28 protein-coding genes and 1 pseudogene are annotated in these 26,280 nt (G+C 72.2%); 13 read left to right on the top strand and 16 right to left on the bottom strand.

Going from position 1 to position 26,280, the window contains the following annotated elements:
- Positions 1-244: 244 nt before the first annotated feature.
- Together IG86_RS44055 and IG86_RS0134065 are read left to right on the top strand one after the other, a co-directional pair.
- Positions 245-352, top strand: a pseudogene (locus IG86_RS44055) (alkene reductase); the annotation flags it as partial.
- A gap of 106 nt (positions 353-458) precedes the next feature.
- Positions 459-1,364, top strand: a complete 906-nt coding sequence (locus IG86_RS0134065) for an NADP-dependent oxidoreductase (protein ID WP_030902129.1) — start codon at positions 459-461, stop codon at positions 1,362-1,364.
- Between the two features lie 241 nt (positions 1,365-1,605).
- Here IG86_RS0134065 and IG86_RS0134060 read toward each other — a convergent pair whose 3' ends face one another.
- Together IG86_RS0134060 and IG86_RS41805 are read right to left on the bottom strand one after the other, a co-directional pair.
- Complete coding sequence (locus tag IG86_RS0134060; protein WP_051785561.1) at positions 1,606-2,352, bottom strand: lytic polysaccharide monooxygenase auxiliary activity family 9 protein; 747 nt, start codon at positions 2,350-2,352, stop codon at positions 1,606-1,608.
- A gap of 59 nt (positions 2,353-2,411) precedes the next feature.
- Positions 2,412-3,749: a fibronectin type III domain-containing protein gene (locus IG86_RS41805; protein ID WP_167751182.1), complete on the bottom strand. Its 1,338-nt coding sequence runs from the start codon at positions 3,747-3,749 to the stop codon at positions 2,412-2,414.
- A 340-nt stretch (positions 3,750-4,089) separates the two neighbouring features.
- Between IG86_RS41805 and IG86_RS41800 the strand changes: the two genes are divergently transcribed.
- From IG86_RS41800 to IG86_RS0134040, 3 genes are all read left to right on the top strand, one after another.
- The gene (locus tag IG86_RS41800) at positions 4,090-5,397 is read left to right on the top strand and encodes an AlbA family DNA-binding domain-containing protein (protein WP_167751181.1); all 1,308 of its coding nucleotides are present in this window, start codon (positions 4,090-4,092) and stop codon (positions 5,395-5,397) included.
- 96 nt (positions 5,398-5,493) lie between these two features.
- On the top strand, positions 5,494-5,709 hold the full coding sequence (locus IG86_RS0134045; protein WP_037698246.1) for a hypothetical protein: 216 nt from the start codon (positions 5,494-5,496) through the stop codon (positions 5,707-5,709).
- A 172-nt stretch (positions 5,710-5,881) separates the two neighbouring features.
- Positions 5,882-6,721: an SDR family oxidoreductase gene (locus IG86_RS0134040; protein WP_030832020.1), complete on the top strand. Its 840-nt coding sequence runs from the start codon at positions 5,882-5,884 to the stop codon at positions 6,719-6,721.
- 293 nt (positions 6,722-7,014) lie between these two features.
- Here IG86_RS0134040 and IG86_RS0134035 read toward each other — a convergent pair whose 3' ends face one another.
- Both IG86_RS0134035 and IG86_RS0134030 read right to left on the bottom strand, forming a co-directional pair.
- Positions 7,015-7,254, bottom strand: a complete 240-nt coding sequence (locus tag IG86_RS0134035; RefSeq protein WP_030832023.1) for a chaplin — start codon at positions 7,252-7,254, stop codon at positions 7,015-7,017.
- A 251-nt stretch (positions 7,255-7,505) separates the two neighbouring features.
- A complete protein-coding gene (locus IG86_RS0134030) occupies positions 7,506-7,865 on the bottom strand; it encodes a hypothetical protein (RefSeq protein ID WP_030832026.1) in 360 nt (119 codons plus the stop codon).
- A 345-nt stretch (positions 7,866-8,210) separates the two neighbouring features.
- Here IG86_RS0134030 and IG86_RS0134025 point away from each other — a divergent pair, with 345 nt between their 5' ends.
- The gene (locus tag IG86_RS0134025; protein WP_030832029.1) at positions 8,211-9,575 is read left to right on the top strand and encodes an NAD(P)/FAD-dependent oxidoreductase; all 1,365 of its coding nucleotides are present in this window, start codon (positions 8,211-8,213) and stop codon (positions 9,573-9,575) included.
- Positions 9,576-9,768: 193 nt separating this feature from the next.
- Positions 9,769-10,812, top strand: coding sequence for an aldo/keto reductase (locus IG86_RS0134020; RefSeq protein ID WP_030832031.1), 1,044 nt, complete (start codon positions 9,769-9,771; stop codon positions 10,810-10,812).
- Positions 10,813-10,932: 120 nt separating this feature from the next.
- On the opposite strand, the gene IG86_RS0134015 is transcribed toward IG86_RS0134020, so the two are convergent.
- On the bottom strand, positions 10,933-11,556 hold the full coding sequence (locus tag IG86_RS0134015) for a TetR family transcriptional regulator (RefSeq protein WP_030902125.1): 624 nt from the start codon (positions 11,554-11,556) through the stop codon (positions 10,933-10,935).
- A gap of 99 nt (positions 11,557-11,655) precedes the next feature.
- Between IG86_RS0134015 and IG86_RS0134010 the strand changes: the two genes are divergently transcribed.
- Both IG86_RS0134010 and IG86_RS0134005 read left to right on the top strand, forming a co-directional pair.
- Positions 11,656-11,847, top strand: a complete 192-nt coding sequence (locus tag IG86_RS0134010; protein WP_030832036.1) for a hypothetical protein — start codon at positions 11,656-11,658, stop codon at positions 11,845-11,847.
- Entirely contained in the window at positions 11,844-12,143 is a 300-nt protein-coding gene (locus IG86_RS0134005) for a hypothetical protein (RefSeq protein WP_030832039.1), read from the top strand. Before IG86_RS0134010 ends, IG86_RS0134005 begins: the two co-directional genes overlap by 4 nt.
- A gap of 44 nt (positions 12,144-12,187) precedes the next feature.
- Here the strand turns inward: IG86_RS0134005 and IG86_RS0134000 are convergent, their stop codons facing one another.
- Both IG86_RS0134000 and IG86_RS0133995 read right to left on the bottom strand, forming a co-directional pair.
- Positions 12,188-13,531 carry a TraB/GumN family protein gene (locus IG86_RS0134000; RefSeq protein ID WP_051785559.1) on the bottom strand — a complete coding sequence of 448 codons (1,344 nt, stop codon included), beginning with the start codon at positions 13,529-13,531 and terminating at the stop codon, positions 12,188-12,190.
- Positions 13,532-13,741: 210 nt separating this feature from the next.
- Positions 13,742-14,062 (bottom strand): hypothetical protein, encoded by a 321-nt coding sequence (locus IG86_RS0133995; protein WP_030902121.1) that lies wholly within the window; start codon positions 14,060-14,062, stop codon positions 13,742-13,744.
- A 315-nt stretch (positions 14,063-14,377) separates the two neighbouring features.
- Here IG86_RS0133995 and IG86_RS0133990 point away from each other — a divergent pair, with 315 nt between their 5' ends.
- A complete protein-coding gene (locus IG86_RS0133990; protein ID WP_030902119.1) occupies positions 14,378-14,986 on the top strand; it encodes a GOLPH3/VPS74 family protein in 609 nt (202 codons plus the stop codon).
- A 129-nt stretch (positions 14,987-15,115) separates the two neighbouring features.
- Here the strand turns inward: IG86_RS0133990 and rph are convergent, their stop codons facing one another.
- A complete protein-coding gene (gene rph, locus IG86_RS0133985; protein ID WP_030902117.1) occupies positions 15,116-17,746 on the bottom strand; it encodes a rifamycin-inactivating phosphotransferase in 2,631 nt (876 codons plus the stop codon).
- A 252-nt stretch (positions 17,747-17,998) separates the two neighbouring features.
- On the opposite strand from rph, the gene IG86_RS0133980 reads away from it, so the two are divergent.
- Complete coding sequence (locus tag IG86_RS0133980; protein ID WP_030902115.1) at positions 17,999-18,424, top strand: pyridoxamine 5'-phosphate oxidase family protein; 426 nt, start codon at positions 17,999-18,001, stop codon at positions 18,422-18,424.
- Positions 18,425-18,592: 168 nt separating this feature from the next.
- On the opposite strand, the gene IG86_RS0133975 is transcribed toward IG86_RS0133980, so the two are convergent.
- Positions 18,593-19,198: a GNAT family N-acetyltransferase gene (locus IG86_RS0133975; RefSeq protein ID WP_030902113.1), complete on the bottom strand. Its 606-nt coding sequence runs from the start codon at positions 19,196-19,198 to the stop codon at positions 18,593-18,595.
- Positions 19,195-20,361 (bottom strand): ThiF family adenylyltransferase, encoded by a 1,167-nt coding sequence (locus tag IG86_RS0133970; protein WP_208864292.1) that lies wholly within the window; start codon positions 20,359-20,361, stop codon positions 19,195-19,197. The genes IG86_RS0133975 and IG86_RS0133970 overlap by 4 nt, the downstream gene beginning before the upstream one ends.
- Positions 20,362-20,657: 296 nt before the next feature.
- On the opposite strand from IG86_RS0133970, the gene IG86_RS0133965 reads away from it, so the two are divergent.
- Positions 20,658-21,269 carry an HAD family hydrolase gene (locus IG86_RS0133965; protein ID WP_030832062.1) on the top strand — a complete coding sequence of 204 codons (612 nt, stop codon included), beginning with the start codon at positions 20,658-20,660 and terminating at the stop codon, positions 21,267-21,269.
- Between the two features lie 84 nt (positions 21,270-21,353).
- Here the strand turns inward: IG86_RS0133965 and IG86_RS0133960 are convergent, their stop codons facing one another.
- Together IG86_RS0133960 and IG86_RS0133955 are read right to left on the bottom strand one after the other, a co-directional pair.
- Entirely contained in the window at positions 21,354-21,782 is a 429-nt protein-coding gene (locus tag IG86_RS0133960) for a hypothetical protein (RefSeq protein ID WP_030902109.1), read from the bottom strand.
- Positions 21,779-21,964: a hypothetical protein gene (locus tag IG86_RS0133955; RefSeq protein ID WP_208864293.1), complete on the bottom strand. Its 186-nt coding sequence runs from the start codon at positions 21,962-21,964 to the stop codon at positions 21,779-21,781. Before IG86_RS0133955 ends, IG86_RS0133960 begins: the two co-directional genes overlap by 4 nt.
- Here IG86_RS0133955 and IG86_RS0133950 point away from each other — a divergent pair.
- The gene (locus IG86_RS0133950; protein WP_244306226.1) at positions 21,957-22,517 is read left to right on the top strand and encodes a barstar family protein; all 561 of its coding nucleotides are present in this window, start codon (positions 21,957-21,959) and stop codon (positions 22,515-22,517) included. The genes IG86_RS0133955 and IG86_RS0133950 overlap by 8 nt on opposite strands.
- A 13-nt stretch (positions 22,518-22,530) precedes the next feature.
- Here the strand turns inward: IG86_RS0133950 and IG86_RS0133945 are convergent, their stop codons facing one another.
- The 4 genes from IG86_RS0133945 to IG86_RS0133930 form a co-directional block, all read right to left on the bottom strand.
- Positions 22,531-23,160 carry a DUF6461 domain-containing protein gene (locus IG86_RS0133945; RefSeq protein WP_030902103.1) on the bottom strand — a complete coding sequence of 210 codons (630 nt, stop codon included), beginning with the start codon at positions 23,158-23,160 and terminating at the stop codon, positions 22,531-22,533.
- Positions 23,161-23,311: 151 nt separating this feature from the next.
- Positions 23,312-24,541 (bottom strand): chymotrypsin family serine protease, encoded by a 1,230-nt coding sequence (locus IG86_RS0133940; RefSeq protein ID WP_157854960.1) that lies wholly within the window; start codon positions 24,539-24,541, stop codon positions 23,312-23,314.
- 161 nt (positions 24,542-24,702) lie between these two features.
- Positions 24,703-25,329, bottom strand: coding sequence for a hypothetical protein (locus tag IG86_RS0133935; RefSeq protein WP_030902098.1), 627 nt, complete (start codon positions 25,327-25,329; stop codon positions 24,703-24,705).
- 45 nt (positions 25,330-25,374) lie between these two features.
- Positions 25,375-26,277: an NAD(P)-dependent oxidoreductase gene (locus tag IG86_RS0133930; RefSeq protein WP_030902096.1), complete on the bottom strand. Its 903-nt coding sequence runs from the start codon at positions 26,275-26,277 to the stop codon at positions 25,375-25,377.
- Between the last annotated feature and the right edge of the window lie 3 nt (positions 26,278-26,280).

Genomic DNA, 26,280 nt, shown 5'->3' with positions numbered 1-26,280 from the left:
GCGGGGGGGGGTGCCGGGCGGGGCGGTCAGGGTGTGGGCGGGAAGGGTGGTCGCCTCGCGGCGGAGGGCTCTGAGGGGCTTCAGCCGAACGATCTTCCCCGCAGGCATTGGTCGGGCCCGGGGACACAGTCCCTTCCCGCATCCCACACGTGCATGAACGGTCAACCAAACCGGAATGTTCCCGCCCGTCGGGCACCGGGCCCTCCGATCCGGTCCAGAAGGTGACGGCACCCCGTGCCGACGACTGCCGGCGCGCCTGGCCGCCGGCGGCCCGTTCAACGCCCCGGACGCGGCCACGTTCTACGGCGGCGACCACCGCGGCTACACCGACTACCCCACTCTGGGCGCCTGAGCGGCGAGCCCGTCGGCGCGGCCGCGCCTCGTGACCACCCTGGTGAGCGCACAGTGAGGCACAGCGTGCCGGTTTCCTACCCCCCGTCTCCACCTGGGAGTTCCCGATGTCCACTGCAATCACTTTCTCCGAGTACGGCTCGTCCGAGGTTCTGCGGCCGACCGAGGTCGCACCGCCGCAGCCGGGCCCGGGCCAAGTCCGGATCAAGGTGCGGGCCGCCTCCGTGAATCCGCTCGACATCAAGATCCGCTCCGGCCTGATGGCCGAGGTCTCCCCCGCCCGGTTCCCGGTGATCCCGGGCCTGGACGCGGCCGGGGTCGTCGACGCCGTCGGCGAGGGGGCGGGCGCAGCCGTGGGCGACGACGTCCTCGGAGCGGCGGTCGGCGGCAGCTACAGCGAGTACGCCCTGCTGGAACGCCCGGTGGCCAAGCCCGAGGCCGTGTCGTGGGAGACGGCCGCCTCGCTGGTCACGGTCGGCCAGACCGCGCACCGCGTCCTCGGCCAGCTGGGTGTGGAGCCTGGCCGGACCCTGCTCGTCCACGGGGCGGCCGGCAGTGTCGGCTTCATCGCCGTACAGCTGGCCGTCGCCCGCGGCGTCACCGTCATCGGCACCGCCGCCGAGCGCGACGTGGAGCGCGTCACCGCGTGCGGCGCAACGGCCGTCCGCTACGGCGAAGGCTGGCTGGAACGGGTGAGGGCCGCAGCGCCGGGCGGAGTCGACCTCGTGTTCGACGCCTCCGGGGCCGGCGTTCTCGGCGACTCGGTCGCCCTGACCGGCGACGCGGACAGCGTCATCACCATCGCCGACATGGCCGCCCGGCAGCACGGCGTGCGCTTCAGCGCGGGCAGCGCCGACCAGAGCGGGCACGTACTGCAGGAGCTGGTGGAGCTGGCCGCGGCCGGCGAGCTCACCGTGCCGGTCTGGCGCACCTATCCTCTGGCACAGGCCGCGCAGGCCCACGCCGACGTGGAAGCCCACCGCAACCGGGGCAAGGCCGTACTCCTGCCCTGACCCTCCCCGCGCCGCCGCCCCCGAACCGCTGATCTAGGGCCACCGGGGCCGCAGACGGCACAACCCGGGCCGGCTGCGGCCCCACCCCGAACACCCGGTCCGGTGCACGAGCCGCCTCCGTACGCCGCACGACGCACGACGCACGACGCACAACGCGGAGACCGACGACGCCTGAGACGCACGGCCCCGAGCCCGAGGGAGGGGTACCCGGGCCCGGGGCGCGGGACCTGTCGGCGTCCGCCTACTTGAAGGTGACGTCCGAGCAGGAGTAGAAGGCCTCCTCGCTCTGGAAGGAGCCGTCGGGCCGCTTCAGCCCGTGCCAGATCGTGTAGATCAGGTGCTTGCCCTTCTTTTCCGGGAGCACCGTTTTGAACGTGAACGCCTTGGCGCCGAGGAAGCCCGAGGGGGCGGCCGTGGCCGCGGTGTTGTCGGCGCTGAGGAAGGGGGTGTCCTCCAGGTCGGACCACTTCAGCGGCTTCTTCGGGTCGTAGCCGTCCTTGGTGACGTACATCTCCATGCGGTACGGGTTGTGCAGCGCGCTGATGTCGTAGCGGAGGTCGTACTCGGCGCCGCCGGGCAGTGTCGTCGAGGGGAAGTCGTCCCGCGCCAGGTCCAGGCCGGAGAACTGCTCGTTGCCGGCGCTGCACAGCTTGCCGTCGGCTATGCGGGCCCGGTGCTGCGGGGAGGAGGTCGGGGTGCTGTGGTCGATGGCGCGGCCCTGGACGATCGACTTCCAGTCGCCGGGGATGCCGGGGCTCTGGGCGAGGGCGAGCCGGCAGGCCTCGCTCGCCTTCGGGTTCTTGGTGCAGGCCAGGCTGCGGCTCACCGGGTCGGCGGTGGAGCCGTGTGCGGAGGCGGGCGCGGAGCCGAGGGTGGTCACGGCGAGGGGGAGGGCCACGAGCGCGGTGAGGCGCAGCAGGGCGGTGCGGCGGGCCGGGGGCCGGGCCGGGTCGGGGGACGTCGTGGCGGTGGGGCGGGTCGTACTCATGAGGGGGACGCTCCTGGTCATGGGGTCGGTCGTGCGCGTGGGGCGGCAGGCGGGCGCGGTCAGCCGCCCGTCTTCACGGTCAGCTCGCGGGAGAACGCGCCCCACGTGCCGTCGCCGAGCCGCGCCCGGATCTTCACGGTGTACGTCGAGCCGGGATGGGCGCCGACGAGCACCTCGCGCGAGGCCTTCGTCGTCGGCACCGGCAGGACCGGGTCGCCGGTGCCCCACATGAAGGTCTGGGCGGGCTTGCCGTTCAGGTAGACCTGGTAGGTGCTGATCTGGCCGACGCCCTGCGGGACGGACCAGGCGAGGTTCAGGTAGTGCTGGGTGACACCGCCGTCCTGCTTCGTGGCGGTGGTGGCGGCGAAGTCGCCGGGGGCGGCCTTGCCGCCGTTGCCGTCGGGGGCCGCGGTGGTCGTCACCTGTGCTTCGCGGGTCGGGTCGGACTCCTTGCCGGAGGCGTCGACCGCGGTGACCTTGAAGCGGTGGGTGGTGCTCGCGGTCAGGCCGGAGACGGTGACCGAGGTGGCCTTGGCGTCCGCCTCCTGGACCTTCGCGCCGTCGCGGTAGATGCGGTAGCCGGTGACGGCGACGTCGTCGGTCGCCGCGCGCCAGCGCAGCGAGGCCTGGTACGGGCCGGAGGCCGTCGCCTCCAGGTCCGCGGGGATGACCGGCTTCGCCTTGTCCTGGCCGGGCGCCGCGAGCGTGGTGAGCACGATGTCCTTGCTGAAGCCGGTGGTGCGGCCGTCGGCGCGGACGGCGCGGACCTTGAACGTGTAGCGGGTGGCAGGGGCCAGCTTCTCGACGTCCGTCATCGTGTCCTTGACGGTCTTGACCTGCTTGCCGTCCTGGAAGACCTCGTAGCGCACGACTTCGGCCCCGCCGACCGGCGGCTTCCACATCAGGTGGACGGCGGTGTGGTCCTTGACGAAGGAGCCGCTGTCGGCGGGTACGGCCGTGTTCGTGCCGGTGTCGCTCCCGCTGTCCGACGCGCCGTTCACACGGCATCCGGTGATCTTGGGTATGCCCTTGCCGGCAGGGTTGATCCCGACCTTGACGGCCCGGTTGCCCTTGGCGGCGACGTCGGCGCGGTCGGCGATCGGCTTGACGGTGACGTGCTTGCCGACCTGGCGCAGTTCGTACGCCCAGGGGTTGTCGAGGGTGACCTGCCCCTGCGACACGTCGAACTCGGCGGTCCAGTCCCGCACGGGACGGTCCCCCTTGTTGGACAGGGAGACCTCGCCGGAGGCCCACCACACGGTGGCCTGGTCGGCGACGCGGCAGGCGGCGCCGAGTCCGCCCTCCTCCTCTCCCGCGTTGGCGGCCACGGGGATGACGACGGAGCCGACTCCGACGACCACGGCCGCGCAGGCCAGGGCAATTCGCTTTCGGGACATCAGAAACCTCTTGGTAGAGCCGATCCGCCGGTGCAGCGGCAGCATCGGAAGTGCCTCGGTCAACACCCGTGACACTAAGCGCGGTTCGCGGCCCGAACGGGCCTCAGAGGGGCTGCGGGCTCGCTGTTATCCGTCCCTTAAGGTCCGGATAGGGCACCCTTGATCCCCTGCCCGCGCCCCACGACCCTACGGATACCGAAGATCACGCTCCGCTTCCGACCCGGGCGCTGCGCCGCGCACTGGCCAAGTGGCGTGCCGGCTGCTGCCGAACAGGCGTACGGGGATCACGGCCCTGCGGAATTTCGGTGTGGGAAGACGGCCGTTGGTGGACCATGAGGGGGTGACCAACTCCCTGTTCACCGCACCGGCGGCGGATCTGACGATCGAGCGCATCCGTGCTTTCGCGGCACGGCCGGACCAGGTGGAGAGCCTGACGCTGGAGTTCAAGCGCGAGTACTCCATCAGCCTGGTGAAGACCATCGCGGCGATGGCCAACACCTACGGCGGCACGATCCTGGTGGGCATCAACGACAAGGTCGAGCCGGGCGTCGAGCGGGTCGTCGGCGTCGACGCCCAGGCGACGATCGACAAGATCGCCAGCACCTGCAGCGAGAAGTTCGACCCGCCCTGGGAGCCGACCTTCATCACCGTCCCGTTCGACGACGACTCCGGGCGCAGCGTGGTGGTCATCCGGGTCGACCCCAACACCGCCCCGCGGCCCTTGCTGATGGACATGAAGGCGCCGATCCGGCTGAGCGGGCAGAACTCCACCGCCGACCGGGAACGGCTCCTCAGGCTCGCCCGCGAGGAGCCCTCTGCAGGGGTGTTGCCGACGGGGCAGCATGTCATGACCCCGCGTCTGGGCCAGGCCGAGGGCGGCGAGTACACCGAGGACTTCATTCTCCGCTCCGGCATCAACCTGCCGATGGGCGAGGCCGGCGTCTGGCGCCCGCTGTCGGAGCGGTCCGTCCTTTCGCTCGCGAAAGCCCTGAACGACTCGGCCTTCCCCAGCGCCCTGCAAACCCTCGGGCAGGGATCGTTCGACCAGTTCGTGGGCTTCAGGCCGCTCGGGCACAACAGGTCCCGGACGGCCAGGCTGGTGTTCCAGGCGATCAGCCGTGCCCCGGTGCCGAACCCCGTCGAGGCCGTCGTGACGGTCGACCTGCCCGAGGTCTACGGCTCCGTCTCAACGGCTCTGACCGCGAACGTCACCATCGACGTCATCGCCCGGGTGCGGCGGTACGCCGACAGCATCGAGAGCGGTCTGGAGTACCGGTATCCGGTGCCGAACCTGGCGGACCTGCTCGACGGCCTCCTGCGGACCGCTGTCGACCCCGAGGTCGTCACGGAGATCGCCCGCATCACGGACATCGACACCACGCTGGTGGCCCAGCCTCGCGAGCTCCACCTCGTCGCGGACCGGCAGGTCAAGGAGCTGCTTCACCCCGACGGGCTGACGGAGATCCCGGACGCCGGTGCGTCGGCCGGCGGCATCTTCCGCGCCAACCCCGCCCTGGACCTGCGTGTCACCGCCGAGCGCCAGGAACAGGTGGACGACTGGCTCCGCCAACTCGGCCTGGACGCCGGCCTGACCGGCATGGAGGCGCTGATCGAGGACTACCGGGCCAAGACGACGCCGACCGGGTAGAGGAGCGGCCTGCGCCCACCGCTTTCGGGGGGGGCGCCGGTGCTCGCTCAACTGCCGCAGACGCCGGGTGGTTCGTACACTCATCCGGTGGATTCGATGAGGTGTACGTACTGCGGTGGTGTCGGCCTGGAGCCGGGTTTCGTCGAGGACGCGGGCGAGGGGGCCCGGGGGTACGCCCGCTGGATCGCCGGGCCGCTGGAACGCGGCCTGTTCGGGGGTGCCAAACGGCTGGGCCGGCCCCGGCGCCGTATCGAGGCGTACCGCTGCCCCCACTGCTCTCACCTGGAGCTCTTCGCGACCGAAGCCGTCTGAGGGCCGGGCCTGCGGTGGCCGCGGTGCGGGCGGGCCGCGCGCGTGCGCGCCCGTACATGCGCCCGCGCGCCTCCGCACGCCCCCTGCGGGAGGGATGACCGCGTGCCCGTGCGCCAGGACCATGACCGGAACCACCACAGTCCGAAAGCGGCTCGACGGTCACGGGGGAACGATGGGACGACGCTGGCTGGTCACGGGATGCTCCTCAGGGCTCGGACAGGCGCTGGCCACGGCCGCGGCGCGGGCCGGGCACGAGGTGGCGGTCACCGCACGCAAGACCGCCGACCTGGAGGACCTCGCCGCCGCCTGGCCGGGCCGCATCGTGCCGGTCCCGCTCGAACTGCGGGACGCCGCCTCCTGCGAGGAGGCCGTGCGTCGTGCCGCCGACCGGCTGGGCGGCATCGACGTCCTCGTCAACAACGCGGGCATCGGGCTGTTCGGCGCGGTCGAGGAGGTTTCGGACGCCGAGCTGCGCGACCAGTTGGAGACCCTGGTGGTGGGCCCGTGGCGGCTCGCCCGGCTCGTCCTGCCGCTGATGCGGGCCCAGGGGCACGGTCACATCGTCAACGTCTCCTCCATCGTCGGCCGCATGGCGTTCCCGGGTCTGGCCGCCTATGTCGCCGGCAAGCACGCCCTGGAGGGCATGAGCCAGGCCCTGGCCGTCGAGGGCGCCCCGCACGGCATCCGCGTCACGGTGATCGAGCCGGGCATGTTCGCCACGCGCTACGGCACGTCCATGACGCAGACGCACCGGCGGATCCCGGCCTACGACGTGACCAACCGCGAGATGCTCGAAGGCGCGCGGGGCCTCGCGGACAACCCGGAGACCGGGCGTCCCGAGGACTTCGCCGCGCGGGTTCTCGGCATCGTCGCGGCCGAGGGCCCCACGCCGCTGCGGATCCCGGTCGGCGAGGACGCGTACGGATACCTGGAGCTGGCCGAGGAGGCCTGGCGCGAGGAGTTCGCCGCGGCCCGGATCCTCACGCAGGGCCCTCTTCCACCGTCGGCCTGACGTGATGCGGGCCGCACGGCTGCGCAGTGGTCCCCGGCCGGGCCGTGTTCCAGGGTGCGGGTGGTCGACCGCAGGGTCTCGGCTGGCGCCATCGCCGTCGGGAGTGTCCGTCAGCGTCGCCGGGACGCTGCGGCGGTGGCGGCAGTAGGGAGCACGGACGGGAAAGAGCTGTGGGTGGCCGCGCCGACCGACAGCCACCCACAGCCGACCCGCCCGGATCTTCGTCCGGGCGGGTCACCGGTCCGCGCCGCCCCGTCGTCCGGGCTACGGACCGGGATCCACGGCTGCGCCGGTCAGGCGTTGACGCAGGTGTTGCCGAACGCCGGGTTCAGCAGCCCGATGACGCTGACGGTGTTGCCGCAGGCGTTGACGGGGATGTGGATGGGCACCTGGATCAGGTTGCCCGAGCCGACGCCCGGCGAGTACGCCGCCACCCCCTGCGCGCCCGCATCGGCGGCGGCCATCGAAGCACCGCCCGCCACCACCGCGCCGGCCATGAGCGCCACTGCCAGTCCTCGTCGCACACGAACCATGTGAACTGCCTCCTCTGAGCTGCCTTGCCTCGGACTCGCGGAAGGCCCGCGAGTCCGGTGGGGCAGCCGCGGCACGACGCCGTCGGGGCTGCCTCACGTGGCGTCTTCGCCGCCGCCCTGCCGCAGGCTTGGCCGAAGCGCCCCGCTTCCCTCGAACGGGGTAGTCAGGGGCGCTTCGGCTGACGGCCGTCGCGGGTACGGGGCAGGCGGGCGGTGTACGAGCGCCGCGCCCTGCCCGGTTCCCGTCCGGCTCAGTCGTCGTCGGGGGCCGGACGGATCTTCACGGTCGTGGTGGTCTTGACCGACTTCTTGACGACCTTGCCGTGGTGGTCCTTGGTGATCTTGGTGATCGTCTTGACCGTGACCACCTTGACCCGCCCGTCACTCAGGGTGCGCTGACTGATCGTGATCTTGGTCTTCACCACTGTCCTGGCGCCTGCCTCGTGGTCCGGGCGTTCGTGGGCCGGGTGTTCTTGGATCGTCTGTGCGGCCGCCACCTGCGGCGTTGCGGGGGCGGCGAGGGCGGTGGAGGGAAGCAGGGCTCCGCCGGCGGCGAGGGCACCGCAGGCGCCGAGGAGGGCGAGGCGCTGGGTCAGGGTCGTACGGGTCATGGGATGTCTCCTTGAAGTGGCGATGGCGGGTGCCATCGGTCCGGTCTGTCCGGTGGGCCCGTGCCGGGCCCGTGTCTCCATTGGGCCCGGTGGTCCGGTGGCGGGTCACGTCCCTGATCCTCGGGACTTGACGTTCCTCCGCCCGCCGTGGAAACCCGCCCGGACACCGGATGCGGACCCGCTGCCCGCGGAAACACCACCGGCCTGCTCGTTCTGCGACGCCGCAGGCTCGCCTGAGGGCCGTCCGGGGCCTGCGCAGACATCCGTACCGACTTTCGAGTGCATGGAACGGCCTGCCGGGGAAGGTGCGACGGGGACCCGTACACCCGAGAAGGGACGGACACCATGGCGCGACCGAGGATCGTGGTCGTCGGCGCGGGCTTCGCCGGCGTCGCCTGCGTACGCCGCCTGGAGCGGACGCTGACACCCGGGGAGGCGGAGATCCTGCTGGTCACTCCGTTCTCCTACCAGCTCTACCTGCCCCTGCTGCCGCAGGTGGCCTCCGGGGTGCTCACCCCCCAGTCCGTGGCGGTGTCGCTGCGCCGCAGCCGCCGCCACCGGACCCGGATCGTGCCCGGCGGGGCCGTGGGGGTCGACACCCGTGCCAAGGTCTGCGTCATCCGGAAGATCACCGGGGAGCTGGTGGACCAGCCCTACGACCACCTGGTGCTGGCGCCGGGGAGTGTGACCCGCACCTTCGACATCCCGGGCCTGGCGGAGCACGGCCGCGGCATGAAGACGCTCGCCGAGGCGGCCCACCTGCGCGACCACGTGATCGCCCAGCTCGACCTGGCCGACGCCGCCGCACCGGGCTCGCCGGAACGGGCCTCCCGGCTCTGCTTCGTCGTGGTGGGCGGCGGTTACGCGGGCACCGAGACGGCCGCCTCGCTGGAGCGGCTCACCACGAACGCCGTCGCCCGCTACCCCCGGCTGGACCGGCGCGAGATCACCTGGCACCTCGTGGACGTGGCACCCAAGCTGATGCCCGAACTCGGCGACCGGCTGGGCCTGGCCGCCCTCGACGTGCTGCGCCGCCGCGGCATCCAGGTCTCGCTCGGCGTCTCCGTCGCCAAGGCGGGCGCGGAGGACGTCACCCTCACCGACGGGCGCGTGCTGCCCTGCCGCACCCTCATCTGGACCGCCGGCGTCGCCGCGAGCCCCCTCATCGCCACGCTCGGCGCCGAGACGGCCAAGAGCGGCCGGCTCGTCGTCGCTGCGGACCTGCGGGTGCCGGGCGCGGACGGCGCGTTCGCACTCGGGGACGCGGCCGCCGTGCCCGACCTCGCCGGCGGCGGGGACGGAGCGGTCTGCCCGCCCACCGCGCAGCACGCCGAGCGGCAGGGCAGGGTCGCCGCCGACAACGTCGTCGCCACCCTGCGGGGCACGCCGCTGCGCCGTTACGTCCACAAGGACCTCGGACTGGTCGTGGACCTCGGAGGCCGCGACGGCGTCTCCCGGCCGCTCGGCATCGGCCTGCGCGGCATGCCCGCCCAGGCCGTGGCCCGCGGCTACCACTGGGCGGCGCTGCGCACCGGCGCCGCGAAGACGCGGGTGATGACGAACTGGCTCCTGAACGCCGTGGCCGGCGACGACTTCGTCCGGACCGGCTTCCAGACGTACAAGCCGGGGACGCTGCGCGACTTCGAGTACACGGACCACTACCTCACCCCGGAGGAGGTACGGGCCCGCACGGCGGCCGCCGGAGGCTGACGGTCCCGGCGGGCGGGATCGCCACCGTCCCCTCCCCGGACGCTCCTCGGCGGAGCCCCGAGCCCGCCCCCGGCTCGGCATGGCCGTCGCTGCTCGTGCGAGGTCCTCGTTCCTCCTGCGCCGGGTGCGGGTGCCCCGGCACCCGGGGTTGCGCTGGAGTGCGCTCCAGCTCGTAGGGTCCGCCGGTATGACGATGCGATACAGGTTTCTGGGCGGCACCGGGCTCGAAGTGAGTGTGCAGTGTCTGGGCACGATGATGTTCGGGGCGGTCGGCAACCCCGACCACGAGGACTGCGTACGGATCATCCACGCGGCCCTGGACGCCGGCATCAACTTCGTGGACACCGCCGACATGTACTCGGCCGGCGAGTCCGAGACCATCGTGGGCAAGGCGCTGCGCGGGAGGCGGCGCGACGAGGTGGTGCTCGCGACGAAGGGGCACTTCCCGATGGGTGAGGGGCGCAACCGCCGTGGCAACTCGCGGCGTTGGCTGACCCGGGCGGTCGAGGACAGTCTGACCCGGCTGGGTACCGATGTGATCGACCTCTACCAGGTGCACCGGCCGGACCCGCGGACGGACATCGAGGAAACCCTCGGCGTGCTGGGCGACCTGGTGCGGGCGGGCAAGCTCCGTGCCTTCGGCTGTTCCACCTTCCCGGCCGAGGAGATCGCCGAGGCGCACCACGTGTCCGAGCGGCGGGGTCTGGCCAGGTTCCGGACCGAGCAGCCGCCGTACTCGATCCTGGCGCGCGGGGTGGAGAAGGACGTGCTGCCGGTGGCCCGCCGGTACGGGATGGGGGTGCTGACGTGGAGTCCGCTGGCTTCGGGGTTCCTCAGCGGGAAGTACCGGGCCGGGCGGGAGGTCGACCTGAGCCGCGGCCGTGCGGCGCTGACGCCGGCGCGGTTCGATCCGGCGGTACCGGGGAATGCGGCGAAGCTCGCGGCGGCCGGGGAACTCATCGATCTGGCGGCGGAGTCCGGCTGCACGCTGCCGGAACTGGCGGTGGCCTTCCCGCTGGTGCACCCGGCGGTCACCTCCGTGATCGTCGGGCCGCGGACCATGGAGCAGTTGGAGTCCCTGCTGAAGGGGGTGGCGGTGGTGCCGGACGACGCGACGCTGGACCGGATCGACGAGATCGTGCCGCCGGGCACCAACCTGTACCAGCCCGACGGCGCGTGGCGGCCGGTGGCGCTGACCGATCCCGCCCTGCGCCGGCGAGCCGTCGGGGACCGCTGAGGCGGGGCACGGCCCCCGGCCGGGGCGGCGGGCGCCGAAGCCAAAGCCGAAGCCGAAGCCGCAGCCACAGCCACAGCCACAGCAGAAGCCGGTACGGGAGACGGGCGGTTGAGGTCCGGCTCACCCCGGCCAGTGCACGCGCCCGAGGTGGATGAGGCGGAGCTGGCCGAGGGCCGTACGGGTGGCGGCCGTCCAGTCCTCGCCGCGCAGGGTGGCGGCGAGGAACGCCGAGGCCGTCATGAACATGTGGTCAACCAGGAGCCGCGACAGCATCGTCACGTCCTGCCCGGCCCAGCCCGCGCTCACCGGGTCGGCCGCGAGGGCGGCTCCGGTCTCCTCGGCGAACACGTCCAGCTGGTCCGCGATGGCCTCGCGCACCGCCGCGACCCCGCCGTGGCGCTCGCGGACCAGGAAACGGACGTGCGCGGGCCGGGTGCGGACCAGCTCGGCGACGAGGCGCACCGCGGCCTCGCCGCGCCGCTCGGAGTCGCCGGTGGCGGCGAGGACGTCCCGCACCGTCGTGTGGAGACTGGCCAGTGCTTCCTCGACCAGCGCCGTCCCGAGCTCACCCATGTCCCGGAAGTGCCGGTAGAAGGCGGTGGGAGCGACTCCCGCGGCCCGGGTCACCTCCCGGAGTCCGAGACTGCCCAGGCTGCGCTCCTCCAACAGCGACAGGGCCGCGTCGAGCAGGGCGCGGCGGGTGCGGCGGCGCTGGGTCTCGCGGACCCCGGTGGACGGACTCATGACGCGCAGTCAACCGCGTCACACTCGTGCGCCGCCAGCATGACTCGGACTGAACCGGGTAGTCAGTGAACAACTGTTACCCGAAAGGAAGGACCTCTCGTGCTCTTCCTCGTAGGCGCACTCCTGGTGCTCGGCGTCATCCTCGGCGCCGTGGTCCACCTCCCCGTACCCGTCGGCGCGGCCGTCGGTCTCGCCATCGCCGTGTGGCTCGCCCTCTTCGCCGCCCGCGAACGGCTGTCCGGCCGGCGTCGGAGCGCACTCCCCCACCACGAGCGTGGGGGGCTGCGATGAGCCCGCGCACCGAGCCCCGTACCGGTACGGGGCCCCGTTCCCGCACCCGTACCCGCACGCGCACTCGCGACGCCGACGCGATGGCCGTCACCGCGTTCGTGCTCGGTCTGGTGGGGCTGCTCGTGATGAACCTGCTGCTCGGTCCCGTCGCCGTGGTCCTCGGCGCCCTCGCCCTCTACCGCCGCACCACCCGCCCAGGCCGCGCCCGCCTGGCCATCGCCCTGGGCATCACCGACGTGCTGGTCCTCGCCTGCCTCGTCACCGCCGACGGCACCTGGTCCTGGAGCCTGACCTGACCCCTCCCGCCGCCCGCACCGGGCGCGGGGCGGCGTGGTGGCCGTCAGGCGTTGGGCAGGCGGCGGAAGCGGTCGTCGTCCTGGTAGCCGACCGCCGGGATGCCCAGCAGGTCGTCCACGCCGGGGAAGCCCTCGCCCGCCCGGAACTCCGTCCCGTGCACCGACGCGTTCTGGGGCGGGCCGCCGTACATGCCGGTGTGGGCGCTGCCCAGTTCCATGAGGTAGCCGCCGGTCGCCGACGGGCGGCGCCGGTCGTTGGCGACGGCCTGGGTGGCGTAGGTGTTCATGGCGGCGACGCGCTGGTAGAGGGCGGTCGCCGACATCGTGGGGCGGCGGGCCGGACGGCCGTCGAGGCCCTTCACGCGGACGCTGTGCCTGCGGGCTGCCTCCAGTACCGCTCCGAGTCCCGTCGCGCCCAGGTTCATGTTGCTGTCGTAGCGGGTGACGAACGCCTGCAGCTCGTCGCTCATGGTCCCGCTCGCGAGGAATTCGTCGACGTGCGACTGGTAGCCGTCGTCGCGGATGCTTTCCAGGTAGAGGGTGTTCACACCGGCGGCCTGGATCTCCTCCATGTGCGTGCACAGGAACTGCCAGATGCGTGCACCGGAGTGGGTGCCGCCGATGGCCACGCCGTCGAACTGCTCCAGCAGTGCGCGCAGGTCGCCCATCGCGTCCTGGGAGCCGGCGCCGGCGAGGGCGTCCTCCACGCTCCGGTGGCGCTGCTGCCGGTCCTCGGGGGTCTCCGTGTACGCGTCGCGGGTGGCTCGGGCGTCACGGCCGAGCTGCGCGTCGCGTGCGTCCTGGCGGTCCCAGTGGCCGCGGGTCTGCGGGTCGGCGCGGCCGATGCCCTCCAGTACCTCGTTGCGTCCGGCCGTCTGGGGAACGTCCGGCGCGAGCCTGCGGAGGTTGCCCAGGTTGTAGTGCAGCAGCTGGTCGGTCTCCTGGAGCGTCTGCGGGTCCGCGTCGACGGCCACGCGCCGCTTGTTGGCGGCGTCCCGGGTGGGCTGCGGCAGGCCCTGCCATTCCTGCGCCGTCAGCGCGTGCGGTGTGCGGTCGCGCGCGCGGGAGTTGCGGGGACCGCGCACGCGCAGCGCGGGGCCCGGGGGGTGCTGGTGCAGTTCCTCCTGCTCCATGCGCTGGACGGCGGGGGCGGGACCCGAGGGCGGTGCCGCGTCCTGGACGGGGGGCGTGTGGCCGCAGTCCGCGGTGTGCGGGTGCCGCTGTGTCTCGATGATGCGGGACACCGCCGCGTTCCCCGCGAGGCGCTGGAGTTGCAGCATCGACTCCGCGGTCGCCGCACCGCCGGACCGGGGCTGTCGCGCGGCCTGCACGGCTCCCGGGCGCTGCGGGCCTTTGCGCTGCTCGTCACCGGTGTGCTGCGCCCGCATGCGGCGTCCCCTCTGCGACATGGACTGGGAACGTCGAGTGTCGCCGCCCCGCCCTGCTCGGCGGCATGCCCGCAGGGGCAGGTACGGGTGCAGGCGCCTTGCCCTTCACGCGTGGGGCGGGAGCCGGGGTCCGCTCACGTACTGCACGGGGCAGATCGGCTCAGGCGCACGCGGCCCGGGAAGGACACCCGGGAGCCGGCCGGTGGGGCCTCAGAGTTCGGGGGTCAGGAGGGTCAGGTGCAGGGCTGCGGCAAGGGCCGCCAGCGCCGGCAGGGTGAACCACCGTCTGCGCAGCCAATCGGCTTTCACGGACAACCACGTGAGGAGTGCCGTCAGGGTGGCGAGGGCGAGGGCCAGGCCGGCTGCGAAACGGGAGTGGGCGACGCTCTCGCCGTCCCAGGGACCGGCCGGTTCCGCGGCGTAGGCGAGCAGGAGGAGGTAGGCGGCCGCCAGGTGGCCCAGGGTCAGGAGGATGGCATAGAGGACAGCGGCCGTCCGGTGAGCGGCGCCCGGGGGGCGGGTCTGGGTCATGCGTCATGGTCCCCGTCTCGTTCAACATCCGTTTGGCGGTCTCGATCCTGCCCGATGGCACAGCGCCGCCGCGCTCCGGTCGAACTCAAGGCCGAAACCGGCCCGTCCGGCGCCTCGCCTTCCCCCGTCTCGTCTTCGGCGGGCGGGAGGCGGTGGGCCGCTGGAACCACCGCCCGGCTCCCGGGCGATCCGCCCGGGCCGGGACGTGGTGGTGGAAGGGGACGGAGCGGCGGTTGAGTGATACTTGCCGCTCGGCCCGCCTCGCGCCACGGGGCGCGGGTTCGGGTGCGGGCGACGACGACGAGGGAGCCGTACATGACCACGGCAAGAGACCTGTTCACCATTGCCTTGGATGCCGAGCCGGAGCGCTCAGTGGGGCAGGGCGATCTGTCCTTGTCCCTCGCGGGCGCCGAACTGGTCGACCTCCTCGGTGCCGAGGCCGTCGGCCTGGACGAGGAGCTCATCGTGCCGGGCCCCCAGTCGGACCTGGACGACCGGCTGCTCGACGCCGCGGCGTCGGCCCTCGTTCGGGAGGCGCCGTACGAGAACGTCGAGGACTGGCTGTGGCGCAGGGGCCGCGACCTCGCGGCGGCCTACCAGACGGCGTTCGAGGAGGACGGTCTGCTGACGCGTGCGCGGCGCGGCCGCCTGAGCTTCGGGGCCGAGCGCATGGAGCTGGTCGACACGCCCGCCCGGCGTTCGGCGCAGAGCCGCTGGCAGGAGGACGAGCCCGTCCTCGGTGCCCTCGCCGCGGCCGTCGGCATCCGCCGTGGTGAAGGCCCCCAGGACGATGCCGCCTCGGGCGGCGAAGCGGTGGCGACCGTGCTGGCCGCGGTCAACAACGCGGTGATGGAACTGGAGGCCGTACGCCAGCGGCGTTCCATCGAGAACGCGGCCTTCGCCAATGTGTGGCGGGTCCCCTAGGGGGTCTCTTGCCGTGCAGGCCGGCCGGAGGGCGGCTCTCTCCGGGTGGGGAGGGCCGCCCTCCGGGGGTGCGGGCGTGCCGGATCGGATGCGGGTGGCGTTGCCCGCGCAGAGCCGGCCGTCCTTCGGTCAGGAAAGGATCTCGACGTACCCGTCGGCGCCGTGCACGCGGATCCGCTGACCGTCCCGGATCAGCCGGGTGGCCCGCTCCACGCCGACGACGGCCGGCAGGCCGTACTCCCGGGCGATGACCGCGCCGTGCGTCATCAGGCCCCCCACCTCGGTCACCAGGCCCGCGATCCCGACGAACAGCGGCGACCAGCTGGGGTCGGTGAAGGCCGTGACCAGGATGTCACCCGCTTCGAGATCGGCATCCGCCATGTCGAGGACGACGCGGGCCCGGCCCTCGACGGTCCCGGCCGAGACCGGTACGCCGGCCAGCGCGCCGGCCGGTACGTCGTCCCGGCGGTACGCCCCGGTGAGGGCCTCGCCGTCCGAGGTGAGGACCCGGGGCGGGGTGAGCGCGTGGTGCGCCCGGAACGCCTCCTTGCGCTGCTGGACGAGCCGCGCGTCGGCCGGCCGGTTCGAGCGCACGACCGAGTGGAGTTCCCGGAAAGTGAGGTAGAAGGCGTCCTCCCGCTCGGCGAGCGCACCCGCCCGCACGAGGCGTTCGGCCTCCGCCGTCAGGGCCTGCTTGTAGACGGAGTAGCGGCTGATGATGCCGTACTTCGGGTACTCCCGGTACCCGATGAAGGTGCGGACCCGGTCGATCATCTGCTTGGTCTCGTCGGCCTTCCGGTCCCCGTCCGGCAGGGCGCGCAGGCGGGACAGCACGTCCTGTTCCTTCTGCCGGGCCTTCTGCCGCCCCAGCTCGAAGCGCCGCCCGGCGGCGCCCGGCTCGAAGTTGCGCACGTGGTCGAGGATCACGGGCACCAGGGCGCTGGGGTGTTCGCGCCAGCGCGGCCTGGTGATGTCGATCTCGCCGACGCAGCGCATGCCGTACCGGTCGAGGTAGGCCTCGATGGCGTCACGCGCCTCGGGCCCGCCGGCGAGCTTCGCCAGCTCGTCCAGGAAGCCGTCGTCCCGCACGCCCCGCAGGAACGCCACCACCTCGGGAAAGGGGCGGATGACGTCCGCGACGTCGAGCAGGGCCAGCCCCATCTCCGAGGTGACGTTGCCGGGGGCGGACAGCGTCAGCGTGTCGGCCGGGTTCTTCTCTCCCAGCCACTCCCCCAGCTTGTCGTTGAGCCACCACGTGGCCTCCATGCCCGCCATGATCGCCTGGATGCTCAGCGGATCGCTGAGGATGCGCTTGTGCTCCTCGAAGGCCTCCAGAAGGAAGTCGAACAGCGCCGGTCCGCTCTTTGTCCGGATGTCGCGCTCCAGGGCGGCGAGGGAGACCCGGCTGCGCTCGATCAGGTCGGCGACGACGGCCGGATCGGTCTCGATCGGGTCGGGCGCCCCGCCGCCCCGGACCCCGCCGGGCGGCGGCCCGCCGGCCGGCTGCCCGCCGGCGCCCGGGTCGGGGAGCGAGGGAACGAAGTCCCCGCGGTCGAGGACGGTCTGCAGAGCGTCCCGGACCAGCGGATCGCCCTTCCCGAGGGCGTCCAGGAGGGCGGCGCGGCTCGCGGGCGAGGCCAGGCGCGGGGTGACGTCCACGAACAGCCGCCCGCCGGCCTCGTGCATCGCCACCATGGCCGTCAGCTGCCACATGGAGTACCCCAGCGGCTTCATCGGGTCGGTCATCATCTGCCCGTGGCCGACGGAGACGTAGACGTGGTTGTCCGGGTCGGCGCGCTCCGGGACGGGGAACAGCGTCGTGATCGGCCGGCTCTGCACGATCCGGAAGCCGTCGTCCACCAGGCACCATTCGATGTCCTGGGGGTGGCCGAAGTGCGCTTCGATCCGCCGCCCGAGCTCGACCAGCCGTACGGCCTGCGCATCGGTCAGCGCCGGCTGCTCCTGCCGCTGTGCGTCGATCGCCACCTCCTGCGTACCTCCGGCCGGCAGGGCGATCAGGGCGCGCTGTTTGGCGGCGATCGTCCGGGCAACGACCTGACCGTCGCGCACGGTGAAGACGTCCGGGTTGACCAGGCCGGAGACCAGTGCCTCGCCGAGGCCGAATCCGGCGTCCACGGTGGCGGACTTCCGGTCGCCCGTGAGGGGGTCGGCGGTGAACAGGATGCCGGACGCGTACGGGAGGACCATCTGCTGCACGACCACGGCCATGTGGACGGTGCGGTGGTCGATGCCGCCGCGTTGGCGGTAGGTCACGGCGCGCTCGGTGAACAGCGAGGCCCAGCACCGGCTGATGTGCCGGAGGATGGCCGCCGGGCCCACGACGTTGAGATACGTGTCCTGCTGGCCGGCGAAGGAGGCAGTCGGCAGGTCCTCCGCCGTCGCGCTGGAGCGCACGGCGTGGGCGGCCCGTTCGCCGGACCGGGCGAGTGCGCGGGTGATCGCCGCCGCGAGATCGTCCGGGACCGCGGTTTCCTCGATGGTCCGGCGGATCCGCGCGCTGAGCGTGCGGATCGATTCCCGGTCGTCCGCTTCCACGCGCGACAACCGATCGAGCAGATCGCCGACCGAGGGCGCCTCCTCGATGATCCGCCGGAAGGCCTCCGTCGTCACGCAGAAACCTCCCGGCACGCGGACCCCTTCGATGCGCGACAGCGCGCCAAGGTGTGCGCCCTTGCCGCCGACGAGCGCGACCTGCGTCCCGTCCACCTGGTGAAGGTCCCACACGTACTGCTCGTTCACTGCGCTGCCTCCAAGGCGGTCATGGCTCGGGTCGACGATTCTGCGCCCTGCCCGGGCCCTTGCGGCAAGCCCCCTGTCGCGCTATAAGTTGAGAGTGGCAAGGAGAGTGCTCTCCTTGCCTTTGTCGTTTCCGGCCCACGGAGAACCCCGGGCAGGCGCCCACCCCCCGGTGGTCGGCTTCGGGGAATGATCCGGCGTCGGGGCGGTGTTTTCTGGGAGTACGCCTTTCCGTCCTGGTAGTAGGAGGATGTCGTGGCACTGTCCCGGACCGAGCGTGAGCAGTTCCTCGCCGAGCCCCACATCGCCGCCCTCTCCGTGAGCGCGGGTGACGAGCGTGCCCCGTTGACGGTACCGATCTGGTACGACTACTCCCCCGGCGGCGACATCTGGATCATGACCGGGCGGGATTCCCGCAAGGCCGAACTGATCGCCTCCGCGGGCCGGTTCAGCCTGATGGTCGACCGTGTGGAGCCGACGATCCGCTACGTGTCGGTCGAGGGGCCGGTCGTCTCGGTCGAGCCGGCCGTGCGCACGCAGCTGGAGTCGATCTCCGCGCGGTACCTGCCGGCCGACAAGGTGGACGGGTACGTCGACGACGCGTGGAAGAACCACGGCGAGCAGGTGGTGATCCACATGCGCCCGTCACGGTGGGTGAGTTCGGACCTCGGCCAGGTGTGACGGTGTGATCCGGCGGCGCACCGGAATCCGTCGGGGCCGCCGGAGCGGCCCGTCCGTCGTCACTCGTCGCTGTCCAGGTCGGGTGGGCTCGGGTCGGGTCGGGTCGGGTCGGGGGGCCGAACGGGTCAGGGCGGCCGGCGACCCTCGTCGAGCCGCGCGGCAAGTGCGTCAGACCCGGTCGAGGTGGGCCGCGCCGTCGAGGATGGCGAGTTCTCGGGGGGTGGCCTGGGACTTCCATTCGGGGGCGACGGTGGCGTAGGTGGTGACGTCGTGCCAGCAGCCCTGGGTGCGGAACAGCTGGCGGAGGGTGGCTTCGGGGCGGAGGCCCGCGGCGTGCATCACCTGCGGCATGAAGTGGTGGTCGCTGCGGTGGCCGGCCCAGATGCGGTGCAGGCGCAGGTGCCCGAAGCCGTAGGCCATCAGCAGGCGGCCGGCTTCGTGGCCGTGTCCGCGTACGGGGGCGCCGGGGAGCAGGGCGAGGCTGGTGAGCATCGCGTTGCTGCCGTACTCCTCGACGAGCAGGCCCATGGTACCGACGAGGGCGTCGTCGTCGGGGGCACAGACGGCGAGGGTGTACTTGCGGCGCGGGTGGGTGTGGGGTTGGGCGAGGCTCTGGGCGAAGGCGGTGTGGGCCTGCCCGGCATCCATGCGGTCGATGCCGAGGTAGCGGGTGAGGACACGGTGGGTGAGGATCCGGGCGAAGGCCTCGTGGTCGCCGGCGTGCAGTTCGCGCAGCCGGAGGTGCTCGCCGCGCAGTTCCGGGACCCGGTTCACCGGGCCGCTCCGTGCGGTGCGGGCAGGGAGTGCGCGGCGGGGACGAGGGTGTCGAGGTCGATGGAATGGCGGCCGGAGGGCAGCGGCTCGCCGAGCAGGACGCGGCGGGCCGTGTCGGTGACGAGGGCGGCGCCCAGCATGACGCCGCTGGCGAGCTGCGGCCAGCTGGAGAGGGTGCGGCCGACGCGGGTGAGTGCGTCGCTCATGGCGGGGCTCAGGCGCCGCTCGTCGACGACGGTCAGGAGGAAGCGGATGGCCTCGTCCCGGTCGAGGTCGCGTACGTCGTCGGCGGTCGTCGCGCCGGTGCGGCCGTGGAAGAGCGGGCGGTCCGGTTCGAGGTCGAAGCGCTCGATGTCGAGGAGGCCCCGGTCGTTGGTGTCCATGAGGACGGGGACGCGGCGGCGGCGTGCGTGCTCACGGGCGGCGACCTTGACCCAGGGGGTGTCGCACTCCTCGACCAGCAGGTCCAGGGTGTGGTCGCCGTCGCCGATGAAGTCCTCGACGGTCTCCTCGGTGACGCCGCCGCGGTGGATTTCGATGTCGAGGTAGGGGTCGAGTTCGTACATGCGGCGGGCGCACAGCACGCTCTTCTCCACGCCGAGTTCATGTACTCCGGCGCGGAGCCGGTTGAGGTTGGACAGTCCCAGGCGGTCGAAGTCGGCGAGCCTGAAGGCCCCGCCGACGCCCTCCATGGCGCAGGTCAGTGCGGCGCTGCTGCCCACCGACAGGCCGATGACGCCCACGCGGCGGCGCAGCAGGTCCTGCTGTTGCTCCCGCGTGATCTTGTCACGGTTGCGGTCGGTGCGGACCAGGCGGAACTCGGCCTCGGGCAGCAGGTGCACGAGGCGTCCGGACCACGGGTACCAGATCCAACGGCCGTACGCGGCGGGCCGGTCGCCCAGGACGTCGGCGACCGCGTCGGCCGGTGACCCGGCGGCGAAGGGGTCGTGGGGTGCCAGGCAGTGCAGGAGTTCCTCGACCTGGTCCTCGATCCGGTCGTGGATCTCGCGCGGGCGGCCCGAGTCGCGCAGTGCGGTCAGGGCCGCGGCGTCGTCCGGCCGTGCGGGGTCGAGCACGAGCGGACGAAACGATTCGCTCTCTTCGCGGGTGGAGGGCAGCACGAAGTGGTCCGGCGCCGGGCCGGACTCCACGGAGTGGGTCATGGCCAGGACGCTAGCAACCGGACGATCTTGAAGGACCGAACGTCACCCGCGGGCGCACATTCGAATTGATCTTCTATCCAACGCGCCCCCTGCGCGCCGAGTGCGCCCCCTCCCGGAGCGATCGTGCACGAGGAAGCCCGGCTCGACCCGACGAGCACGGACGGCGCGCAACAGGGCTGCCACAAGCTTCCAAGATCACTTGAGACGCCTCCGGCGAAGGGGCGACAGTGTCTGCACGGATCGATCGGGCGGGTTCTGTGCGCTCGCCTGCCGACAGGACCAGAAGGGGGATCGGAGTGACGGACACCTGCGTCATTCTCGATATCGGCGGCGTGCTGGAGATCACGCCCGAGACGGGCTGGGTGCAGCGGTGGGAGGAGCGCCTGGAGCTGCCGCCGGGCACGGTGAACGAGCGGATGCGCGACGTGTGGCGGGCCGGGAGCGTCGGGAGTATCGGCGAGCGGGAGGTGCACGAGCAGGTGGCGGCCCGACTGCGTCTCGACGCGTCCCGGGTCCGGGCCTTCATGGCTGATCTGTGGGCGGAGTACCTGGGGACGCCGAACGAGGAACTCATCGCCTACGTGCGGGCGCTGCGGGGAAGCTGCAGGCTGGGCATCCTGAGCAACAGCTTCGTCGGCGCCCGGGAGCGGGAGACCGAGCGGTACCGATTCGACGAACTGGTGGAGCGAATCGTCTACTCGCACGAGACCGGTCTCGAGAAGCCCGACCCTCGCGCCTTCGAGGCGGCTTGCGGGAGCTTGGACGTGCGGCCGGAGAGCTGTCTGTTCATCGACGATGTCGAGGTCAACGTCGAGGCCGCCCGGGCGGCCGGCATGCAGGCGCATCTGTTCGAGGACAACGCCCGGACGATCACGCGCATCGCGGCCCACCTGAACGCGGCCCCCTGAAGGCCGGGGCCCGGGTTCCGGGGTCGGTTCTCGTCGCCCCACCCCGGGCCGGCCGGTCAGCGGGACGCGCTCGAAGGGGGACGCTCAGGCCAGGTGGGCTGCGATGAGTTCGGCCCAGGAGCGGATGACGGACGGGTAGTCGGCGGCGAAAGCGTCGAGGGCCTCGGCGGCTGCCGGGGTGAGGGGCGTCATGTCGTAGGTGACCGTCACCGCGCTGCCGGAATCGGTCGCGGCCAGGGCGACGGTGACCGTGCCGGCCCGGACGCCCGGGGTGATGCGGGCGTAGGAGACCGATCGCGGGAAGTCGAGGGAGGCGACCAGCCAGGTCGTCTCCTCTTCCTCCGTCGAGGTGAGCCAGACGGTTCCCGGCGCGGTGTCGTCCGGCGTCTCGACCGGGAAGACCGGCTCCCAGCCCGGCACCCAGTCGCGCTCGCCCCGGGCGGTGAAGAGCCGGAACGCCTCTTCGGGCGGGAGCGGGACGGTCAGCGCGGCGCTCAGGACACGACGGTTCACGTCTCCTCCAGGGCGTGGGCGTCGGCGGCGGTCAGCTCCAGCCCGTAGACGTCCTTGAGCTGCTCGATCTTGGCCAGGGTCTCCGCCGAGAAGGGGGCCTTGCCGTCGAAGGAGTGCAGGACGATCCCCTCGACGAGCTCGCCGAGAGGCATGTCGAGGTACTCGGCCAGCGCCTTGAGCACCTTCAGCCGTCACGCCGCCTCGGGGCAGACACCGAACACCGCGATGAGCCGCTTCCCCGGCATCGAGTACATGGGCAACACGTTCGTCACCCTCTTCTGGCGTCGGCGGCTCCTCGACCAGGCCGTGCAGCGTCTGGAGGACCGCGACTTCCGCGTCGTCCGGCTGGCGGCCGGCCCTTGGGGCACGGAGGAGGACATGCACCGTTCGGTCGCTGCCGCCCTGCAGTTCCCCGACTACTACGGCCACAACCTCGACGCACTCAACGACTGCCTCGGCGATGTGGCCTGCTACGGCCCTTACGACGACTCGGCGGAAGGCGCGGGACTGGTCATCACCTTCACCGGCTACGACCGGTTCGCAACTGCCTGCCCCCCGGCCGCGCAGGCCGTCCTCGACATCATCGCGGACCGAGCGCGTCGTGCGACCGTACTTCAGCGCCGGCTGATCTGTCTGGTGCACAGCAGCGACCCCGACATTCGATTCGACCCGGTCGGCGCCATGCCCGTCATGTGGAACGGCGACGAATGGCTGGACTCCAGCCGCGGAGGCTGACCGGCAGTCTCCATCACTCTGCCGCGAAGTCCCGGGCGGTGGGAACGGTGGCGCACGTGAACGTCGTCTTCTGAAGCAGCTCGGGAGTGATGGCGACGCCGGTGAGGTGTTCCGCCAGAGCGAAGGCGGCCGGTGAGGAAAGGTCCATCCCGGTTTCCGGTGCGTCGTCGTCGACACGGAAGCCGATGCGAGTCATGACGTCGAGGAATTCGTCGGGTGTGGTGCCCCAGCGGTCTTCGGGGAACATGGGGTCGAAACAGAGTCGCAGGGCCTGGTCCTCGGCCCAGAGGAACGTGCCGACGGCGTTGACATTGACGAAGTGGGAGACCCAGCTCGCCCCGGCTGAGGCCGGCAGGACCCGCTCTTCGGTGACCCCGAGGTAGCCGTTCGGCTCGATCACCAGCGTCCATGAGCCGACGGTCGTCATGCCGATCAGCTGGCGGTCACCATCTTCAAGGTCGTACTGGGCGAAGGCGGCGTCGACGACCGCGTCTATGCCCTGCAGAGGAGCCTCCGGTCGCCCTGCCAGCCGGGACATCAGCTCGGCAGGGGGCAGACCGCGCACGAGAGTGAAGCAGTACGCCTCCGCGATGTCTGGAAAGTCGTTCTCGAACCATGCGTAGTCCGCCCCGGTCTTCGTCATGCCGCTCATCCTCGCCCCCGGGTCTGACAGCGGAGATCGGCGGTAGCCCTCAGCGCGTCCCGCTGACGGTGCTGGGAGGCCGACCCGGCACGTCGCCGGGTCGGCCTCACGCCTCATCAGGTGCCCGGGGAGCGTCGGGCGGGGGGACGGGTCACGGGAGACGGAGGGCGAACCTCTCGAAGATGTCGCCCACTTCGATCCAGCCGACCTGGGTGCAGGCCTGGTCGGTGCCGACGCCCGAACAGCCGAAGCCGGCGACGACCATGCCGTTAAGCTGCCGCGAGTTCGGGTCGTTGACGGTGATCACGGGACCGCCGCTGTCGCCGGGCCGGGCGACCGTGGTCCTGTTGTCCGGGGTGCTGGCGCTCCCCCAGACGTAGGCGCCGTTGTTGACCCAGGTCGCGCTGCCGGCGTACGCGGTGCGGATGTTGCAGACCACCTTGGAGGTGTAGCCCAGCTGGCAGGTGTAGTCGCCGACCGCCGCGTTGCGCACACCGTTGAGGTAGCGCGTGTACCCCTGCGCGTCGACGCCGTCCCACGTGTAGCGGCTCGTCGGCGTTTCGATGAACGCCGAGTCGAGGTCGTCCAGCTTGGCTCCGACCGTGCCGACGCGGGTGCCGCCGGCGGTGTAGACGGTCTGGCCGAGCCCGTAGCAATGGCCCGCGGTGACGAGCCACTGGCGGCTGTCCACGGTGCTGACGGCCGGAATTCCGCTGGTGCAGTGGGCGAAGGAGCCGTTCGCGGGCCCGAGCGCGGCCCCCGCGTAGAAGGGCGCCGAGTCGTTCCAGCGGCTCAGCGGCACCGCCGGGGGTGCCTGGCGGAGGCGGATCGGGGTGGTGCGGGCCGCCGCGAGCTGCTGTGCGACGGCGGGCTCGGCGAGGTACCGCTGTGCGGCCTGCGTGTCGTCCACGGCGAGCTCGATCGCACTGCCGTCGACGGTGCTGCCCGCCATTTCGATCTTGAAGGGGAGGTCCTCGCGACTGCGGAACTCCGTGATCTCCTTCCTCAGTTCCTGCAGCGTCTTCGCGCTCTTGCGCACGTTCAGCAGCTTCGTGTCGGCCTCCGGATCGGCTTTGCGCACCGCGTCGAGGAAGGCCGCGCGCCGGTCGGGATCGGTGAGGTAGACGTTGACGGACCGGTAGTCAGCGGCCATCTCGACCTGCGTGTACACATCCGCCTGCGGGCCGCGCCCGGCCCGCGTCGCGGCGTCGGCCACGACCCGCAGGGGCTCCAGTACTTCGCCTTGTTGTTGCGGCGTCATGGCCGCCACGGCATCTGCGGACAGCGGCCCGGGCGGCTCCGCTTCGGCGGCCGTCGCTCCGAGCGGAAGGACGGCCAACACGGTCGCGAGCGCGAGCGAACGCCAAGCAGCCTTGTTCATGGATCCCCTTACGGTGACTGTGCGTGCATGATGCGTACGCTGAGTGACCGTAATGAGCGTCCGAAATGCACGGCAAGGGCGCGCGGCAGCCCTTGGAGGCACGTTGAGGGCGTGCGAACATTCGCGCGCGCCCTGGCCCTGCGTTCGAGCTGGGGGACGTCTTACGGATCACCCGGTCGCACGGCCAGCGCGCGGGCCACCGCCGCGACGGTGGCCGCGGCCCGGTCGGGGAGGTGCCGGGCCGCCCACGGTCCGACCAGGTGGGTGAAGTCCGTCAGGTCGCGCTCCGCGCGGGCGAGCAGGTGGCGCAGTCGCGTCACCGACAGTTCGATCACCGGGCTGTCGTCCTGGTCCGCGTCCACCGTCAGCCGGACGCGGTCGCCGAGGCGTTCGGCGAGGGGTGACGGGTCGTGGCCGAAGGAGGCCCGGCCCGCGCCGTCGACGACCTCGGCCCAGTCGGACCGCTCGTCCATTGCGTTGCAGCAGCCCGGCAGCAGCGTCCTGCCGTGCGCGGTGTCCGTGACCCGCAGCCCGCCGGACGCGAACAGGTCGTCCGTGGTGAGCAGGCCGTGCAGGAACGCCCCGAGCGGGTCGGCGGGCCGCGGTGGGCGCCCGTCGTCGGGCTCGCAGTCGTTGCACGCGGCGATCGACATGACCGCGGTGCCGACCTCCGCCGGGGACAGCGCACCGCTGAGCCGCAGGAAGCCGTACGGCTCCGCCCCGGCCACCGGCCAGAGGGCGAAGCCGTCGGGTGCCCGGACCTCCAGGACAGGCCGTATGTCGATCACCCGGGCAGTCTGCCCGATGCGTCTGGGGCGGGGACGCGCGGCCCCCTAGGACTTTCGTGTCGAGTGGCGGCCCAGGATCTCGGCGATCCTGATGAACCCGTCCGCGCCGTGTCCCGTCCCGATGGCCCTGCGCGCCCAGCCTTCGGCCGCGCGCATGACGGCGGCGTCGATGCCGTGGGCCTCGGAGGCCTGCACGATGTGGGCCATCGACGAGGCGGCCGAGGTGATCGGGTTGCCCTCGCCCGAGTACGTACCGTCGTCCATCTCCCCCGCGGTCTCTTCGAAGATCGGCGGGAGGATGGCGGCGATGCCCTGGGCGAACGGGGCCAGCTCCCGCGCGGTGATTCCCTCCGCCCGCGCCACCGACAAGGCGTGGGCGTAGCCGGCCATCGCCGTCCAGAAGATGTCCAGGAGTGCCACGTCGTAGGCGGCGGCCCGGCCGACGTCCTCACCGAGGTGGGTGTGGACGCCGCCCAGCACCTCCAGCACGGGCCGGTACTCGTCGAAGAGCTCCCGCGGGCCGCTGTGGATGAACACCGCGGCCGGGGTCCCGATGGTCGTGGTCGGCGTCATGATCGCGCCGTCCAGGTAGCGGACACCGTGCTCGGCGGCCCAGTCAGCGGCGGACCGGGCCCGGTCCGGGGTGTCGGCCGTCAGGTTGACGACCGTACGTCCCTTGAGCGCGGCGGTGACCGCGTCGCGCCTCAACACGGCGTCGGCGGCGTCGTAGTTCACCACGCAGACGACGGTCAGCCCGCTCGCGGCGACGGCCTCCTCGGCCGTCGCCGCGCTGACGGCGCCGCGCTCGACGAGTTCCCGGTCCCGGCCCGGTGTGCGGTTCCAGACCGTGGTCGGCAGGCCGGCGGCCAGGAACGCGGCCGCGAGCGAGCGGCCCATCGGCCCGAGGCCGAGTACGGTGACGGCAAACTCTTCGGTGAACGAGGACATGAC

The sequence above is a fragment of the Streptomyces virginiae genome (assembly GCF_000720455.1).
Classification (GTDB): domain Bacteria; phylum Actinomycetota; class Actinomycetes; order Streptomycetales; family Streptomycetaceae; genus Streptomyces; species Streptomyces virginiae.
Note: the sequence above shows the minus strand (reverse complement) of the source record. Positions and strands in the feature narration are given on the sequence as shown.

Coding starts and splice junctions, on each gene's coding strand:
- IG86_RS0134065 (WP_030902129.1), top strand. CDS start 459: ATGTCCACTGCAATCACTTTCTCCGAGTACGGCTCGTCCGAGGTTCTG.
- IG86_RS0133945 (WP_030902103.1), bottom strand. CDS start 23,160: ATGACGAAGACCGGGGCGGACTACGCATGGTTCGAGAACGACTTTCCA.
- IG86_RS0133970 (WP_208864292.1), bottom strand. CDS start 20,361: ATGACCCACTCCGTGGAGTCCGGCCCGGCGCCGGACCACTTCGTGCTG.
- IG86_RS0134005 (WP_030832039.1), top strand. CDS start 11,844: ATGAGCCCGCGCACCGAGCCCCGTACCGGTACGGGGCCCCGTTCCCGC.
- IG86_RS0134025 (WP_030832029.1), top strand. CDS start 8,211: ATGGCGCGACCGAGGATCGTGGTCGTCGGCGCGGGCTTCGCCGGCGTC.
- IG86_RS0134040 (WP_030832020.1), top strand. CDS start 5,882: ATGGGACGACGCTGGCTGGTCACGGGATGCTCCTCAGGGCTCGGACAG.
- IG86_RS0134020 (WP_030832031.1), top strand. CDS start 9,769: ATGCGATACAGGTTTCTGGGCGGCACCGGGCTCGAAGTGAGTGTGCAG.
- IG86_RS0134000 (WP_051785559.1), bottom strand. CDS start 13,531: ATGCGGGCGCAGCACACCGGTGACGAGCAGCGCAAAGGCCCGCAGCGC.
- IG86_RS0134015 (WP_030902125.1), bottom strand. CDS start 11,556: ATGAGTCCGTCCACCGGGGTCCGCGAGACCCAGCGCCGCCGCACCCGC.
- IG86_RS0133995 (WP_030902121.1), bottom strand. CDS start 14,062: ATGACCCAGACCCGCCCCCCGGGCGCCGCTCACCGGACGGCCGCTGTC.
- IG86_RS0134035 (WP_030832023.1), bottom strand. CDS start 7,254: ATGGTTCGTGTGCGACGAGGACTGGCAGTGGCGCTCATGGCCGGCGCG.
- IG86_RS0134045 (WP_037698246.1), top strand. CDS start 5,494: ATGAGGTGTACGTACTGCGGTGGTGTCGGCCTGGAGCCGGGTTTCGTC.
- IG86_RS0133930 (WP_030902096.1), bottom strand. CDS start 26,277: ATGTCCTCGTTCACCGAAGAGTTTGCCGTCACCGTACTCGGCCTCGGG.
- IG86_RS0134060 (WP_051785561.1), bottom strand. CDS start 2,352: ATGAGTACGACCCGCCCCACCGCCACGACGTCCCCCGACCCGGCCCGG.
- IG86_RS0133990 (WP_030902119.1), top strand. CDS start 14,378: ATGACCACGGCAAGAGACCTGTTCACCATTGCCTTGGATGCCGAGCCG.
- IG86_RS0134030 (WP_030832026.1), bottom strand. CDS start 7,865: ATGACCCGTACGACCCTGACCCAGCGCCTCGCCCTCCTCGGCGCCTGC.
- IG86_RS41805 (WP_167751182.1), bottom strand. CDS start 3,749: ATGTCCCGAAAGCGAATTGCCCTGGCCTGCGCGGCCGTGGTCGTCGGA.
- IG86_RS0133940 (WP_157854960.1), bottom strand. CDS start 24,541: ATGAACAAGGCTGCTTGGCGTTCGCTCGCGCTCGCGACCGTGTTGGCC.